Genomic DNA, 16,679 nt, shown 5'->3' with positions numbered 1-16,679 from the left:
TTCGACTGCTCGCCGGCAGCTCTATGCCTGCTAAATACCTGCTAGTTTACAGCCTTCCCTTAAGGAATTCGTTCATGCAATCGGACGAAAAAGGTTCATTTCCCGATTGCGTCGGAAAATGAACCTTATTGATTAAGAATATTAGATTAGTCGTCCAAGGCCGAATCGTCCGCGATCGCGATGAGCAGCTTGGCCGCGTTCAGCATCGCTCGTTCATCCAGATCGAAGCGCGGATGGTGGTGGGGGGCGGAGCTTCCGTCGGACGCTCCCGCGCCGACAAAGAAAAAGCAACCCGGCCTCTGCTCCAAATAGTAAGAGAAATCTTCTCCCGCCATGATCCGCTCGCAAGGACCTTCGAACGTATCCGGCAACAACTCGGAGATGATCCGAAGCACTCGCGAGGCTTCCTTGTCGTCGTTTACGACGGGCGGATAACCTTCAAAATATTCGAAGCGATAATCGCAACCGTGCATCTCGCATGTATGCTTAACGATGCTTTCCAACCGTTCGCGAACGGCAGCCCTCATTTCCTTATTAAAGGAACGTACCGTACCGCTTAACTTGCAGCGTTCGGCGATGACGTTGTTGGCCGTCCCCGAGTTCAACTTGCCGACCGACAACACCGCGGCGTCGAGCGGATTCACGCTGCGCGAGACGATCGTCTGGAGCGCAACGACGAGCGAGGCTCCGACGACGAGCGCGTCCCTGCTCTCGTGGGGCAAGCCGCCGTGCCCCCCGCGTCCGATAATTTCGAGCTCGAATTCATCCGGCGTCGCCATGAACGGTCCCGGGCGCGTCGTTGCCGTACCGTAAGGCAGCGGCGACCAGAGATGAACGCCGTATATCGCGTCCACGCCTTCCAGCGCGCCATCCGCGATCATGCTCACCGCGCCGCCGGGCAATACTTCCTCTCCCGGTTGAAACAGGAATACTCGCTTACCCGAGGTGCGATCTCTATGAAGGCTGTAGTAACGGGCAATCCCGAGCATTTGCGCGGTATGTCCGTCGTGACCGCAGGCGTGCATGACGCCCTCCACGGCGGAACGGTATTCGCAGTCCTTGGCGTCTTGAATCGCCAGCGCGTCGATATCCGCGCGAAGCGCGATCGTTCGTCCAGGCAACGCCCCGACCAGCGTAGCGACAATCCCCGTGCCCGCCATGCCCCTGCGAACTTCCAATCCCCACTCTTCCAGCAACTTGGCGATCATGCCGGACGTTTCGTATTCTTGAAACGATAGCTCAGGATTTCGATGTAAATGCCGGCGCCAGCTAACCATGTCCCCGTATAAAGTCTGCAGCGTCTGTTCATTGACATTCAAGGCGGCGCCTCCTTCCGGAAATGCGTTTATTTGTATTATTGTATCAGAAACGTCTCCGCTCCGTAACCTCGCTTCTTTCCGTTCAGGAGATAAATGTCAATGAACGTTCGAAATCGAGGTCGTCCGCGGGCTTGCAGAAGGTTCGCAAACCGACTATCATGGAAGGGGACAAAGCTTGATTGGACCTCGATCACGCAATGACAAACCGCAGACGTCACGGACGCTGCCTGTCGGTTCGCACCTACAAAGGGAGGATTATTCATGTTACTCGACAATACAGGATTAAATGGAGTACGCAGCGACCTCGGTCATTTCGACGAATCCGGAGACAAGCTCGGCTTCGTACGCTGGCAATGGGAATACCGCCGCGCTACATACGATTTGAAGCTTCACGACCGCGCGAACAGCCAAGACTACTTCTTGCGGATTACGACGAGAGCCATCGAAGGCAAGCTCGAGAATCCGGACGCGATTCTGGAAGTGGAAGCCGTCTACATCGGGCGCGCCACGTTCCCGCACGGTCTGGACTACGAATCGAAAATTCCGGAACCGATCTTGAATGCCGCTACGCAACGCGCTCAGGAATTAAAAAAGCTGCTATCGTAGCGTCTCGGGGGAATGCGGGATGAAGACTCCGGAGAGCGGCCAGCGGGGCACGCCAGATTTTCTGTTGCTTATAATGACGCTTCTGCTCGTCGGTTTCGGTTTGATCATGGTGTTCAGCGCAAGCTCCAGCATGGCGGTTACCAAGTCCGCTTACAACAACGATGCGCTTTATTTCGTGAAGCGACAGTTGATGTGGGTCGGGCTTGGCACTTGCGTTATGCTCGTGCTGATGAATATCCATTATCAGAAATACAAGAAACTGTTCCTTTTGTTCTTCGTCGGGTCGATGATCCTGCTATTCCTTGTTCCGATCTTCGGCGTTATGAAGAACGGCGCCAGAAGCTGGGTATTCGGCGTCCAGCCTACCGAGTTCGCCAAGCTGGCCATCATTCTTTACTTAGCCGCGATTATCGCGAAGAAGGACGAGAAGTTCCGCGACTTCAAGCGCGGGTTGCTCCCCGTCATGATCGTCGTCGGCTTTTTTGCGTTCCTGATCATGCTTCAGCCGGATTTCGGTTCCTGCGCCATCCTCGTCATGTGCGCGGCCGCGATCGTTATCGCGGGCGGTTCCAACCTGAAGCACATCGTGCTCTCGTCCGGAGTCCTGCTCGGCTTGGCCGCGCTCGGGACAAGCTTGTACTTTCTGATCCATCCCGGAGCGGACTTCGGCTACCGGGGAAGCCGATTCACGGCATTCCTGGATCCGCTGGCCGACGAGCAAGGAACCGGGTATCATATGGTGCGATCGCTTGAAGCTTTCGGTCACGGGGGTTTGACGGGAACCGGCTTAGGGAACAGCGTGCAGAAGCTATTTTATCTCCCGTACGCCTACAACGACTTTATATTCGCGGTCATCGGCGAGGAGCTCGGCTTTATCGGCACGACGATATTTATCTTGATGTACGTCGTCTTCCTGTGGAGAGCGTTGATCGTCTCGCTTAGATGTCCCGATATTTACGGCACTTTAGTCGGCATAGGCATTGTCTCGCTTATCGCCATTCAAGCGCTCATCAACATGGGGGGCGTTAGCGGGGCGATTCCGGTCACCGGGGTAACGCTTCCCTTTATCAGCTACGGCGGTTCCTCCATGCTCACCTTGCTAACGGGCATGGGCGTATTGCTTAGCATCTCGAGGGAGTACAACCGGGTCGAGAAGGAACCGGCGTCACCGCGGCCGAGAATAATCAAACATTAACAAAAAACCGATCGACAAGCCCAAGGGCCTGCTCGATCGGTTTTTTCGTTGCCGCATGAAACGCTCTTATTTCACACGGTGCGCTTCTTCGGTTTCTTCGTCTTTGAAAGCAACGCCTTCGACTTTAACGTTCACTTCGACGACGTTTAGTCCCGTCATATTCTCAACCGCTTCTCGGACATTATCCTGCAGTCTGCGTCCAACCTCTTGAATCGGAATGCCGTATTGCACGACGATACGCAGATCGATCGCCGCTTCCACTTGTCCTACTTCGACGGACACGCCCTTTTGCGCGTTGCGTCCGCTAAGCCGCTTGGCCAAGCCTTCCGAAATCCCGCCCGACATGGCGGCAACTCCGGGCGTTTCCAATGCCGCTAGTCCGGCAATCGTAGCGACGACATCGTCAGAAATCCGAATTAATCCTTGTTGCAACTCTTCCGTCATGGCGGCTCACTCTCCCGAACCTAGTATGTATACATTGTAATGGAAGACTACGCCAGAAGCAACCGTAAGCGTTGCCAGCGCAAGGTTTCCGAGCCGGCGTTTACTTCGACCTGCTTATTGGATATAGTAAGAACTGTAAATCCGAGCTTGCAATTCTCGACGACACGGGGTGGGTTTTTTGCTGAAAAAGTTGTTTTTCCCGCTGCTGATAATAACCTTTGCGCTAAGCGCCATTTCCCACTTCATGAAATGGGGAGCCGCGATCGAATTCGCCTTGGCAGGTATCGCGATCTTATTCGCCGCCGGCCTGCTTGGCAAAGCGACGGAATCCGTTGCCCATTACGCGGGACAGCGACTCGGAGGATTCTTAAACGCCACGTTCGGCAACGCCGCCGAGCTTATTATCGCGATTTTCCTAATCAAGGAAGGCTTGTTCGACATCGTCAAAGCCAGCTTGACCGGGGCGATCATCGGCAATCTGTTGCTCGTGCTCGGGGCTAGCGCTTTTATCGGCGGCTTGAAGTTCAAGGAACAGAAATTCAACGTCCACCTGGCCGGACAGAACGCCTCCCTGACTTTGCTCGGCATCATCGCTCTCTTCATACCCGCGATTTTCGTGAAGACAGAGCATATTTCCGATCGCGATACGATGACGATCAGTATCGTAGTAGCCGCGTTCCTTATTTTCGCCTACCTCGGCTGGCTCGTCTATTCCATGGTTACCCACAAAGATCTGCTGGAAGATCATGAGGACACGCAAGCGGATCACGGAGAGAGCCCGGCATGGTCGCGCAATAAATCCATCTTGCTGCTGCTCGTCGCAACCGTCATGGTTGCGTTCATAAGCGAATGGCTCGTGCATACGCTCGATACGTTCTCGGCGAAGTTCGGCTTGTCCGAATTGTTCGTCGGCGCGTTCGTCGTCGCCATCGTCGGCAATGCGGCCGAACATAGCGCCGCCGTCATGCTTGCCCTGAAAAACAAGATGGGAGCCGCCGTCGAGATCGCCGTCGGAAGCAGCCTGCAGATCGCCTTGTTCGTCGCTCCCGTTCTCGTATTCATCAGCCTCTTATTCGGCAAAGAGATGAACCTGATCTTCTCGACGATCGAACTAGCCGCCATCGGCGTGTCCGTCTTGATCGCCACTTCGATCTCGAGGGATGGCGCAACGACCTGGTTCGAGGGAAAGCTGCTCCTGATCGTCTATGCCATCCTGGGCGTTTCCTTCTACTTCGTATAAGTTGCACGCAGATTCCCTTCGTACCTAAGTCCAATATTGTTATGAAAAAAGTAGCACCCGGAAGGGTGCTACTCTGCTTTACGTTCCAATGCCTCGTATAAAATCGCCAGATTGCGTTCTAACTGGCTGATCAGCAATTTGCCTGCGCCTTCTTCGACTAAACCCGTTCTTACCGCGAAATCAACCGCTCTCGAGAAGCCGTACATCTGGGTGTCCAGAACTTCCTCATATAGCGGGCATTTGCGGGTCGTCAAGTGTTCCATCTGGATGGCGATCAACTTCTCGATCTTGTCGGCATCCTCCTGAAGCAGACGTAAAGCCTTCTCGTTCAGATCGACGATTGTTTCCGATGCTGCCATTTCCACTCCCCCTGTGCCCAAACTCCCATTCGACGGCGAGCGGCTGCGTCCGTTAGCGGTGTCACATGCCGGCCGTATCAAGCTATCACTTTTATATTAGACGATATTGACCAGAAGTACAAGGATGCGCGATCCCAAATATGCAAAAACACCCCGCCTTGAAGGACGGGATGTCAGCTTTGCTTTATTTACGGATTAAACGTTATTCTACTACCTTAACGTTCAAGTTATGTTTGGCGAAAATATCGCCCAGTTCTTTCTTCGCTTCTTCGGCATCCGGACCATGAACGTGAAGCTCGTAGGAAAGATTGCCGACCAGCGTCGTAAACAAGCCTAGGATACTTTTGACGTCAATGTACTTATTTTCCGCTTGAAGCACGATGGAAGAACGGTATTTATTCGCCGCTTGGGACAATTCTACAATAGCCGCATTATTAGACATGGTATCCCCTCCTAAAAATATACGATACAATCTCTTCCACATCATACCTTGTTCCACCAAATTCACGCAAGAGGGTGAAAGGATTATTTCAAGGAATCCGGGTTTAACCCTTCCAGCTCGGGAATGACGAATAGGCCGTCTTTGCGGATCAGCACGTCGTCGAAATACACTTCTCCACCGCCGTATTCGGGCCGCTGGATCAGAACGAGATCCCAATGGATCGAAGAACGATTGCCGTTATCGGTAACGTCATAAGCTTGACCCGGCGTAAAGTGCAGGCTTCCGGCGATTTTCTCGTCGAACAGCGTATCCTTCATCGGGTGCAAAATAAACGGATTAAAGCCCAAGCTGAACTCGCCGATATGGCGGGCTCCGTCATCGCTATCGAGCAATGCGTTAATCCGCTCCGTATCGTTCGCCGTCGCTTCGACGATCTTGCCGTCCTTGAACGTGAACTTGATATTCTCGTAAGTGAAGCCGTTGTATACGCTAGGCGTATTGTAGGCGATCGTTCCGTTTACGGAATCGCGTACCGGGCATGAGTAAACTTCCCCATCCGGAATATTGCGCTCTCCGGAGCACTTCTGGGCTCCGATTCCTTTAATGGAGAAAGTAAGATCCGTGCCGGGGGATACGATTCTTACTTTGTCCGTCCGGCTCATCAGCTTCTGCAAAGGATCCATCGCCAGATCCATCTTGGCGTAATCCAAATTGCATACGTCGAAATAAAAGTCCTCGAAAGCTTCCGTGCTCATGTTGGCGGATTGAGCCATCGAGCTGTTCGGATAACGGAGAATGACCCATTTCGTTTTCTTGACCCGTTGCTCCATATGTACGGGATGGCGATGAATGCGATCGTAAGCTTTCATCTTGTCCGCGGCCACGTCCGCGAGCTCGTTCACGTTCTCTCCGGCACGGATGCCGATGTAACCGTCCATCCGTTTCATTCTATCTAGATCGTAAGCAGCCCAAGTCGCAAGCTGCTCCTCGTTGGCGTGATTAAGCAACGTCCGCGTGACGGAACGGTCTTCGATTTCCACGAACGGATTGCCGCCTAAGCGTGCTACCTCTTCGATTAAGCATTTCAGCAGCTCGCGCTCGGAACCGATCATCTCGATGAGCACGTTGTCTCCCGGTTGTACCTTCACGGAGTACCCCGCCAGATTGGCGGCTAATTTCTGAAGTCGTGAGTCCCGCATTGTCGTCCAACTCTCCTTAGTCCACAATTACTGTTACTTCCCTATTGTAACATCTTCGGGCTAACGGAGGAAATTCGTTTGCGATACTCGCTTCTCTTTGTAAGGCTTGCCATCCCATCGATAGGCGAGCACCGTCTCCTCCCTCATCTGCTTGGGGAACCAACTCTTCGGATCGGCGGTCCAATAACAGACCGTTTCCACGGACAAAGTAGATATCGCCGCCTGCAATCGCTTGTCGGCTGCGTTTAGGATTAGCTCTGCCTTCGCGGAATTGTTTTTCGTCAAACTCGCGTCCGCACGCAAATTGCTTAGCTCTTCCTTCAGCCCGTCGGCGACGCGAGCCTTGGCTACGGAATCCTCCAATCGGATTCGCAAGCGAATCGGTCGGGCGGCGACCGGTTTCTCGGCGTAAGTAATGACGGTCGACTTGCCGTTCAGTGCATCCAATATTTGAAGCGGTCGGTATGCCGTCTCTTGTTGCTTCGACTGGCTGACGGAAGCCGTGGCGGGCGGGTTTTTCCAGAGCAGCTTGAGCTGTCCGTGTCCGCTAACCTCTCCCTCGTAAGCGGCTTTGCTTCCGACGGTTCCATGCGGGTCGATGACGGATAATTCCCCGTCGAACGCGTAGTTCTCTACTCCGGATAAAGCGGAAGCAGACAGGGCGAACGCTTTATCCGGCGACAGGGCTGTCGAAGAAGTCATGCACCCCTGCAAGCCGAGAAACAGGATTGTAACCGAGGAGATCGCGGCAATCGGTTTCATGCCGATTATACGATTCATAGACATCTCGTTCCCTCCTTTTGTACCGTATCGTGTCCCCTTTTGCCCTGGATATGCAAAAAAAAAAGAAGCATGCCCGCTCGCAAAGATCGGGCATGCTTCTGCTATTCCGAATCCGACTATCCGACTACGATGCAGTTCCGTCCATGATGCTTCGCTTCGTACAAGGCCATATCCGCTTTGTAAAACAAAGATTCTACGCTAACCTTATCGTCGGCAATCGCCCATTCCGAGATACCGCAGCTTACCGTTACTTGCGGATTCGTCTCGGATTCGACGCGATGGCGGATCCTCTCCGCTACTCGTTCGGTCTGATCCAGTCCGAGAAGCGGCAAATAAATCGCGAGCTCCTCCCCGCCCCATCTTGCGGCGATGTCGCTGTCGCGGATCGAAGTGCGTATGATTCCGCTTACTTGAATAAGGATATCGTCACCGACTTGATGTCCGTAAGTATCGTTGATTTTCTTAAAATGATCGATATCGACGACGATAAGCGAGCCGGATGTATCCCGAAGCTGTTTACGTCCGATTCGCTCATTCAAATAATGACGGGCGTACAATCCGGTTAGATTATCGGTGATGACCATTCTCCGTACTTCCGCATGCAAAGTCGCGTTAGACATGGCAAGTCCCAAGTGAGCGGACAAAACTTGCAGCAGCTTATAATTATCATAGGAGAAATGATTCGCCTCGTTCTTCGCGATCATTACCGCTCCGATTACGTCACCGTTAAGAAGAAGCGGGGACGCGAGAAGCGATCGGGAGGCGGTAACGTCCATAAGCTGGGAAGCTACGGGAGTCGCCGAACAATAATCGGACAAGATGATCGGTTCCTTGGTTGCCCACATTACCCCGCAGAAACCGTAATCCTTCGAATAGGTTTCCCCGATCATCTCCGCCACGTTGGCGGACATGACGATAAATTCCTGAACGAGGGGGTCGAATTGCAGGATGCAACAGAAGTCGGACTTGAATATCGACAAAAGCTCGGCCGATGCGAACTGCATCGTATCCGACAGCTTCAGGCTGCTGTTCAACCGATGGGTCAGTTCGTTGATGAGCCGCAGCTCGCCGACCATCACGTTCGCTTGCTCGTGTAGCTTCGCTTTCTCGAAGGCCGCGCCTGCCGCTCCCGCCAGCATCGTCAAGAAGCTGATGTCCGCTTCATCGAACTCATTCTCCGGCAAGTCGAGTCTCAGCACGCCGTAAACGCCTTGCTTGCCGGACAGCGGCAACGCCAGTTGATGGCGCCCGGCAACCCGTTCTTCCCGGATGCGTCCGTCCAAGAACGCGGATTTGCACAGATCCATGTCGTTCAGATGGAAGGCCAGCGGTTTGACTTTCTCGTTCGGGCTATTATAGTCCTGGGAAAGGAACAGATCCGCTTTGCAGATCGGATAAAGCTCCTCCAAACTATCCAGCACCTCGGAAAGCACGTTCTCAACGTCGATATGATCGTTTAAACGCCGCAAGACTTCGAATAAGATGTCTCTGCGGCTTTCTTCTTTTTTGGAGAGCTTTCGTTCCCTTAACAAGCCGCCCACGAACAAATTCTCGAAATGGCGGTAAATGCAACTGCGAATATGTAGAGCCGCAGCTTGGAGCAGCTTCAGGTCGCCGGCTTGCGCCGTACCCGCCGGAAGCAGGCATGCGACGATCGCGCATGGAATTCCGGTAGTGCGGGTAAAGATCGGAACCGCGATCGAATCGAATGCCTTCAGCTTCGCAACCAGATGCTCTTCCGCTCGCGTTAACGTAGGACGGCAAGTTTCAAGCGCGATGCCGGCCGCGGTATGGCCGATATCGTTCGCATCCCAAGATACGAAATAAGGATCGCTCTCCTCCGTATGCCCGACCGCGGAAATTCTCGTTCCGTCCGGATGGAGCAGCGCAACGTGACCGCTGAGCCAAGGAAAACCGTCTACTTCCTCTAGCCAGTCCGTAAAGCTGCTCGCCAGCATGAGATGGATGTAAGGTAGATCGGCTTCGGTTAAATCCTGCTTCTGCAGCCAACTCGGCAGCTGTTGACGGGTGCGGGATGGATTCTCGTAATCCTCTTGCGCGTCTAGTTGCTGCTGCGTCTTCCTCTTATTGACCATTCCCGACACCTCCGCCCCCGATGTCATCTCTTTCCTTAACTATACAATGAAACAGTGAATTTTGCACTAGGTTCATAGAAGTCCTAAAGTCCTATGGAAAATTTTTTACTTCTTTCTCTTCTATCGCACTTTAGCGAGGTCATTATTCGAAAACCCGTTGCTCATCTCATAACCATCTTGACAATTACGGTCAGTTTCTTATAATATAACTTGTTGAATACTGGGCTTAGCTCTTGTGACACCCTCTCGGACGAACCGCCAGCGGGCTGCGGCTGAACATCCCTACTGGAACCGAATCTCTCGGTTATGGCGAAATCCGCGCAATGAAACCCATTTTCAAAACAAATTTCTTTTTGAAAAAGGAGCTTTCTAACTCATGTCAAGATATACAGGCCCTAAGTTCAAGTTAAGTCGCCGTCTCGGAATTTCCCTGAGCGGAACCGGTAAAGAATTGAAACGCGCTTTCCCTCCGGGTCAGCACGGTGCTAACACTCGTCGCAAAATCAGCGGCTACGGCATGCAATTGCAAGAAAAACAAAAGCTTCGTCACATGTACGGCTTGAACGAGAAGCAATTCCGCAACTTGTTCGACCGCGCTTCGAAGCAACAAGGTATCGCAGGGGAGAACTTCATGTTCTTGCTCGAAAGCCGTCTTGATAACCTCGTATACCGTTTGGGCTGGGCGAACTCGCGTTATGGTTCCCGCCAATTGGTATCCCACGGTCACGTAACGGTAAACGGCAAGAAAGTGGATATCGCTTCCTACACCGTACAAGTAGGCGACGTAATCGGCCTTCGCGAGCGTTCCCGCTCCCTGAAATCGATTAAAGAAGCTTCCGAAGCTCGTCACCACCTGCCAGGCTACGTGGACTACAACGCTAACGATATGGTCGGTAAGTATGTTCGCCTTCCAGATCGCGGCGAGTTGTCCCAAGACATCGACGTTAAACAAATCGTCGAGTTCTACAGCCGTTAATCGCAGTCTCCGAAACCACTCCGTCATCCGGCGGAGTGGTTTTCTTTTTTATGTTGACATTGATAATGAGAATTAATATCATCTAACTGAGCGTAAAAACACGTGAGAAAGCCGGTTGGACGATGAAAAAAATCAAGTACTGCTGCAGAAATTTCAAACACGGCTCCAAGGCGGTATACAAATCGCTAAAGACCGAATTTCCCGATATGAAGCAAAAGAAAAAAGACTGCCTTGGCGAATGCAGGCTGTGCACGAAGCAGTGTATGGTTCTCATCGGCAAAACCGAGATCGTCCTTGCTCCTTCGCCCGAGGCTCTGTACGAGAAATTAAAGAGCCGGATAGGATGACCCGAGCATTTATGGTACAATTCGGGTATGTCCTATAGAAACTACGAAGGAGCGAAGGCCAAATGTTGAATGACTCCCTAAGCAAAGCATTAAACGATCAGTTAAATTACGAGCTGTATTCCGCTCACGTTTACTTGGCCATCGCCGCCTACTGTTCCGGCGAAAGCCTGGACGGATTCGCCAATTTCTTCATGGTTCAAGCCGAAGAAGAAAAATTCCACGCGATGAAAATCTATAAGTATTTGAACGACCGGGGAAAACGAGTTACGATGGCCGGCATGGATACGCCGCTCAACGAATACAAATCGACGCTGGACGCTTTCGAGCACGCTTTCGAGCACGAGCAAGAAGTGACGCGCCGCATTTACCACCTGTCCGATCTCGCGATGAACGACCGCGAACATGCGACGATTCAATTCCTCAAATGGTTCATCGACGAGCAAGTCGAAGAAGAATCCATGTTCGACACCATCATCAATAAGTTGAAGCGCATTGACAAGGACAGCAACGCCTTCTTCATGATGGATGCGGAATTCGCACTTAGAACGTTTACGCCTCCAGCGCTTTAAGGCGCGTACGGTAATAAGAACAATACAAAACCGGCCGAAGTCTTCGACTTCCGGGCCGGTTTTTTTGGGCTTCTTGCGGCATTCCCGATGGATGGAGGTCAAGCCATGGGTAAATGTGCTATAATAATTCTGTTTGTTGAAGGAGGCATTCTAAACTTATGACCAATACTAAAACCCCCCCTTCCGAGCCGATCCCTAGAGGCGAAGGCTTCAAGACGGCGGGGAAAATCGCAGGCTTTACCGTGTTATGGCTCATCTTGTTCGGCGTACTGGCCGGGCTTGTAGGGGCTGGCGCGGTAACGGGGTTTATCGCTTCTCTAGTTCATGACGATCCGATTCGTCCACGCAGCCTGATCGAAGAAAAAATCGACGAGAACGCGATAACCGGATTCGTATACTTTAACGATGGCACTCCTATCGGACAATTGCGCTCCGAAGAAGACCGCCGTCCCGTCAAGTTCGAGCAAATTCCGCAAACGATCATCGATGCGGTCGTCTCGATCGAAGACAAAAACTTCTTCACTCACCACGGCGTAGATACGAACGGACTGCTGCGCGCGGTAAAACAGCAATTGCTGAACGAAAGCGTGCAGACGGGCGGAAGCACGATCACCCAGCAAGTGGCCAGAAGGGTTTTCCTGAGCCTCGATCAGACGTCCAGCCGGAAAGCGAAGGAAATATTCCTGTCGCTGCGCCTGGAGCGTTTTATGAGCAAAGAAGAAATCATCACGGCCTATTTGAATAAAATTCCTTACGGCAACGGTTCCAACGGATACCAAGTCTACGGCATCAAGGCGGCGGCCAAGGGGATCTTCGGCATCGAATCCTTAGACAAGCTGAATATCGCCCAAGCGGCCTATCTTGCGGGAGTTCCGCAGCTTCCTTCGCTGTATTCCGCGTTTAACGGCAAAGGCGATTTTAACGAGAAAAACTTCAACCGCGCCGTCCAGCGCCAGAAGCTCGTCTTGAGCCGCATGCTCGACGAGAAAAAAATTACGCAAGCCCAGTACGAAGAGGCGCTGTCCTTCGACTTGTACAAGTCGCTGGCCAAAACGTCCGAGAAAGCTTATAACACGTATCCCTACCTCATGTTGGAGGTAGAACGACAAGCAGCCGAAATCCTCGTTCTGAAAGAGAATCCGACTCTGACCGCCGCGGATCTCAAGAAAAAAGAAAATGCGTCGTTGATCGAGGACGCTCGCGGGCAACTGTTGCGGGGCGGCTATAAAATCAAAACGACGATCGACAAAAAAGTATACAATATCATGCACGAAATCGCCGAAAACCCGAAAAACTTCTCCCCCGACAATCCCGTTAAAGGCGTGGAACAAATCGCGGCGGTCATGATCGATCAGAAGACGGGCGCGATACTGGGCATGCTCGAAGGACGCGACTTCCATATCGAGCAAATGAACTTCGCCACGCAGATGACGCGTCAACCCGGCTCGGCCATGAAACCGATCGCCGCGTATTTGCCGGCGATCGACAAAGGGCTCATCCAACCCGCCAGCATTTTGGACGATTCGCCGATCATCTTGAAGAACGGCGGCGGGGGTTACCACATTCCGAAAAACTCGAACGGATATTATTCGGGATTGGTTACCGCGCGCCAAGCGCTGAACAGCTCTTACAATATCCCGGCGCTTAAGATCTTCTTGGATAAGCTAGGCATCAAAGAATCGTGGGATTTCGTACGTTCGCTCGGAATCACGACATTGGTCAAAGAAGACGACGGCGCTCAAACGGGCGTTATCGGAGGCTTGAAATACGGCGTAACCGTCGAGGAATTAACGAACGCATACTCCGCGATCGGTAACAAGGGAGTATTCAACGACGCTTATTTGATCGACGAGATTTTGGACCCGAATTATAAGCCGATCTATAAGCACGAAGCGGATCCTAAGCGTATTGTCTCCGAGCAATCCGCCTACCTAATGACGGACATGCTTCGCACGGTCGTAACGAACGGTACGGCAACGAAGACGCTTCAATCCAAATTTAAACACTTCGGCAAAATCCCGGTCGTCGGCAAAACCGGTACGACCCAAAATTATGGCGACGTCTGGTTCCAAGGCTACACGCCGGATATCACCTTGGGCGTATGGTCCGGATACGAGCAAGTCATTCACACGCTATCCGAAGACGGCAAGAACCGCGCCAAGACGGTGTGGGCGCAGATCATGGACGGCGTCATCGACGCGAAGCCGGAACTGTTCCCGACGAAGTCGTTCGATATGCCTGACGGAATCGTATCGATGACCGTATCCAGCGTTAGCGGCAAGCTGCCTACCGAGCTTACGAAACAGGCGGGCAGGCTGGTCACCGATATTTTCAACCGCAAATTCATTCCGACCGAAGAAGACGACGCGCTCGTGAAAGTAAAGTATATTTCTTACAACGGCGTTAACTACTTACCTCAAGCGGATACGCCGGAAGACTTGCTTCGGGAATCCGTCATGGTGGTCAGGGAAACGCCGCTCGATACGCTCATGGAAGAACTGCAAGCGAAGCTTGGGCAAGTGTCGGCTCAATCGCGCAAGGCGCTCTCGTATTACTTGCCGCGAGACGCGGCCCAAAGCGCGCCTTCCAAGATCGATCCGCGCGTGGACGACGGAGCCGTCCCTAGCGCGCCGGCACGCGTTACCGTCGAGAACTTGAACAATCTGGCCAGAATTACCTTTACGCCGTCTCTTCAGGCCGACGTGGCCGGATACAGGCTCTATCGGTCGACGAACGGCGGACCTTACCAGAAAGTCGAAGCCTCCATCCCGGCAGGCGACGAACCGAAATTCGTCAATTACATTAGCTCCAGCCAGGTATACAGCTATTACGTCACCGCAGTCGACGTGGCCGGCAACGAATCGGCGCCAAGCGAGAAGATTTCTTCGGAATCCGGTCAAGGCACGGATCCTTACTTCCCGATCGAGAATCCGGACGATGGCACGGGATCGCCGGGCGATCCTAACGGAGGAACGAATAACCGCAATCCGTCCGTACCGAGCGGGTTAAGCGCCCAAGCATCGGAAATCGGTGTCTCCCTCGCCTGGAACGCCAACCCGGGCGGCGAAGGCGTTTCTAAGTATCAGGTATGGTACAGCACGACCGAGAAAGGCAAATACAAGCTTCTAGGCACGGCTGAAACGACGTCGTTCGAGTACATCGCTCCGCTCTCGGCAGGTTGGTATCGAGTTACGGCCGTCAGCGCGTCCGGCGAGTCCTCTCCTTCCGTTTCCGTGGAAGTGAAGACCGGCGGTTGACGCGAGACAAATCGAACAATAGGAAGAAGCCCCCTTCTTCGTCCTCATGGACGAGACGGGGGCTTCTTCTATTCTTGAGAAGAATTCTGATTAGTCTTCGATCGTCGACAAGTCGCCCGTAGGCAAGTTAAGTTCCCATGCCTTCAGTACGCGGCGCATGATTTTGCCGCTGCGCGTTTTGGGAAGCTTATCTTTGAACTCGATCTCGCGAGGCGAGGCATGCGCGGATAAGCCTTCTTTGACGAACTTGGAGATATCCGCTTTGAGCTCATCCGACGGCGAGAAGCCTTCCCGGAGGGAAATGAAAGCCTTAATGATCTCTCCCCGCAGCGGGTCGGGCTTGCCGATAACGCCGGCTTCCGCAACCGCCGGATGCTCGACCAGCTTGCTCTCCACTTCGAAAGGACCGACTCGTTCGCCCGACGTGTTAATGACGTCGTCGATCCGGCCTTGGAACCAGAAGTAACCTTCATCGTCACGATAAGCGGAATCCCCGGATACGTACCATCCCGGGATGTGGAAATACTCCGCGTATTTCGTCGGGTTGTTCCAGATCTTGCGCATCATGGACGGCCACGGCGTTTTAATCGCAAGGTTACCCATACGGAACGGCGGCAGTTCGTTGCCTTGATCGTCGATGATCGCGGCTTCGATGCCCGGTACGGGACGCCCCATCGAGCCGGGTTTGATGTCCATGCTCGGATAGTTGCAGATCAGCTGTCCGCCGGTTTCCGTCATCCACCACGTATCGTGAATGCGTTGTCCGTACACTTTGTCCCCCCAACGCACGACTTCCGGGTTAAGCGGCTCGCCGACGCTTAGTACGTGACGAAGGCTGGACAGGTCGAAAGACTTCACGACGTCGTCTCCCGCGCCCATCAACATGCGGAATGCCGTCGGTGCGCTGTACCAGACGGTTACTTTATATTTTTGAATCGTAGAATACCAATCTTGAGGACTGAATCTTCCGCCGCGCACGACATTGGTTACGCCATTCAGCCATGGGGCGAATATTCCGTACGAGGTGCCCGTTACCCAGCCCGGGTCGGCCGTGCACCAGTAAACGTCGTCTTCCCGCAAGTCGAGTACTACGCGTCCCGTATGATAATGCTGAAGCATCGCGTTATGAACATGGAATACGCCTTTAGGCTTGCCCGTCGAACCCGAGGTGTAATGAAGGATAAGTCCGTCTTCGCGGTCAACATACGTCAGCTCCGCTTGTTCGGAAGCCTCTTCCATCGCCGCTCTGAAATCCACGACCCCGTTTCCGGCTTCCACGTTATCGCCTAGAACGATAACATGCTTCAAGTCCGGCAATTCGGCGCGCGGCACCCTTCCGAGAAGCGCAGGCGTCGTAATGATCGCGACGGCTCCGCTATCCTGCAGACGATCCCTGACCGCAGTTTCCATGAACGCTTCGAACAATGGCCCGACGACCGCGCCGACTTTCAGCGTCCCGAACAAGCTGAAATAAAGCTCGGGCGTACGCGGCATGAAAATAAACACCCGATCGCCTTTAACTACGCCAAGGCTTCGAAGCACGTTGGCGAAACGATTCGACTGACGCGACAATTCCGCGAAAGTATAGCTCTCGTCGCGCTGGGCATCGCTGTAAAGGAGCGCGATTTTATCGCCGCGTCCATCGTCCACATGGCGATCGATCGCCTCGTATGCCATATTGACCTTGCCTGTCGAAGCCCAAGCAAATTGATTCTCGACTTCTGACCAGTTAAAGCTTTTGACCGCTTCTTCATAAGACGCCATGTTGGACGTCGTGGCCGTTGCGGCTAATTTCTCGTCCGATTGAAATGTCACGATCCATCACCTTCCTATTGGAATGCCGGCAT

15 protein-coding genes are annotated in these 16,679 nt (G+C 53.1%); 7 read left to right on the top strand and 8 right to left on the bottom strand.

Features of this window, described 5'->3' with window-relative positions; all coding sequences use genetic code 11:
* Positions 1–146 precede the first annotated feature (146 nt).
* Complete coding sequence (locus tag D7Z26_RS09170; RefSeq protein ID WP_120976563.1) at positions 147–1,277, bottom strand: M20 metallopeptidase family protein; 1,131 nt, start codon at positions 1,275–1,277, stop codon at positions 147–149.
* Between the two features lie 303 nt (positions 1,278–1,580).
* On the opposite strand from D7Z26_RS09170, the gene D7Z26_RS09165 reads away from it, so the two are divergent.
* Positions 1,581–1,925 (top strand): YugN family protein, encoded by a 345-nt coding sequence (locus D7Z26_RS09165; RefSeq protein WP_120976035.1) that lies wholly within the window; start codon positions 1,581–1,583, stop codon positions 1,923–1,925.
* A gap of 19 nt (positions 1,926–1,944) precedes the next feature.
* Entirely contained in the window at positions 1,945–3,120 is a 1,176-nt protein-coding gene (gene ftsW / locus D7Z26_RS09160; protein ID WP_120976033.1) for a putative lipid II flippase FtsW, read from the top strand.
* A gap of 66 nt (positions 3,121–3,186) precedes the next feature.
* Here the strand turns inward: ftsW and D7Z26_RS09155 are convergent, their stop codons facing one another.
* Positions 3,187–3,564 carry an Asp23/Gls24 family envelope stress response protein gene (locus D7Z26_RS09155; protein ID WP_120976032.1) on the bottom strand — a complete coding sequence of 126 codons (378 nt, stop codon included), beginning with the start codon at positions 3,562–3,564 and terminating at the stop codon, positions 3,187–3,189.
* A gap of 178 nt (positions 3,565–3,742) precedes the next feature.
* Here D7Z26_RS09155 and cax point away from each other — a divergent pair, with 178 nt between their 5' ends.
* Complete coding sequence (cax, locus tag D7Z26_RS09150) at positions 3,743–4,804, top strand: calcium/proton exchanger (RefSeq protein ID WP_233566739.1); 1,062 nt, start codon at positions 3,743–3,745, stop codon at positions 4,802–4,804.
* Between the two features lie 68 nt (positions 4,805–4,872).
* Here cax and D7Z26_RS09145 read toward each other — a convergent pair whose 3' ends face one another.
* From D7Z26_RS09145 to D7Z26_RS09125, 5 genes are all read right to left on the bottom strand, one after another.
* Positions 4,873–5,163 (bottom strand): YlaN family protein, encoded by a 291-nt coding sequence (locus D7Z26_RS09145; RefSeq protein ID WP_120976030.1) that lies wholly within the window; start codon positions 5,161–5,163, stop codon positions 4,873–4,875.
* A 202-nt stretch (positions 5,164–5,365) separates the two neighbouring features.
* Complete coding sequence (locus D7Z26_RS09140) at positions 5,366–5,605, bottom strand: HPr family phosphocarrier protein (protein WP_120976028.1); 240 nt, start codon at positions 5,603–5,605, stop codon at positions 5,366–5,368.
* Between the two features lie 83 nt (positions 5,606–5,688).
* Positions 5,689–6,804, bottom strand: coding sequence for an aminopeptidase (locus tag D7Z26_RS09135; RefSeq protein ID WP_120976026.1), 1,116 nt, complete (start codon positions 6,802–6,804; stop codon positions 5,689–5,691).
* A gap of 60 nt (positions 6,805–6,864) precedes the next feature.
* Positions 6,865–7,590: a hypothetical protein gene (locus tag D7Z26_RS09130; protein WP_120976024.1), complete on the bottom strand. Its 726-nt coding sequence runs from the start codon at positions 7,588–7,590 to the stop codon at positions 6,865–6,867.
* Positions 7,591–7,703: 113 nt separating this feature from the next.
* Positions 7,704–9,683: a sensor domain-containing diguanylate cyclase gene (locus D7Z26_RS09125; protein WP_120976022.1), complete on the bottom strand. Its 1,980-nt coding sequence runs from the start codon at positions 9,681–9,683 to the stop codon at positions 7,704–7,706.
* A 376-nt stretch (positions 9,684–10,059) separates the two neighbouring features.
* On the opposite strand from D7Z26_RS09125, the gene rpsD reads away from it, so the two are divergent.
* The 4 genes from rpsD (at position 10,060) to D7Z26_RS09105 (ending at position 14,832) form a co-directional block, all read left to right on the top strand.
* Complete coding sequence (gene rpsD / locus D7Z26_RS09120; RefSeq protein WP_120976020.1) at positions 10,060–10,659, top strand: 30S ribosomal protein S4; 600 nt, start codon at positions 10,060–10,062, stop codon at positions 10,657–10,659.
* Positions 10,660–10,781: 122 nt separating this feature from the next.
* Positions 10,782–11,006: a DUF1450 domain-containing protein gene (locus tag D7Z26_RS09115; protein WP_120976018.1), complete on the top strand. Its 225-nt coding sequence runs from the start codon at positions 10,782–10,784 to the stop codon at positions 11,004–11,006.
* Between the two features lie 65 nt (positions 11,007–11,071).
* Positions 11,072–11,575 carry a ferritin gene (locus D7Z26_RS09110; RefSeq protein ID WP_325050447.1) on the top strand — a complete coding sequence of 168 codons (504 nt, stop codon included), beginning with the start codon at positions 11,072–11,074 and terminating at the stop codon, positions 11,573–11,575.
* Positions 11,576–11,733: 158 nt separating this feature from the next.
* Entirely contained in the window at positions 11,734–14,832 is a 3,099-nt protein-coding gene (locus D7Z26_RS09105) for a penicillin-binding protein 1A (RefSeq protein WP_120976014.1), read from the top strand.
* 90 nt (positions 14,833–14,922) lie between these two features.
* Here D7Z26_RS09105 and acsA read toward each other — a convergent pair whose 3' ends face one another.
* On the bottom strand, positions 14,923–16,647 hold the full coding sequence (gene acsA / locus D7Z26_RS09100; protein WP_120976012.1) for an acetate--CoA ligase: 1,725 nt from the start codon (positions 16,645–16,647) through the stop codon (positions 14,923–14,925).
* Between the last annotated feature and the right edge of the window lie 32 nt (positions 16,648–16,679).

Source organism: Cohnella endophytica (assembly GCF_003628305.1).
GTDB classification, from domain to species: Bacteria; Bacillota; Bacilli; order Paenibacillales; family Paenibacillaceae; genus Cohnella; species Cohnella endophytica.
Note: the sequence above shows the minus strand (reverse complement) of the source record. Positions and strands in the feature narration are given on the sequence as shown.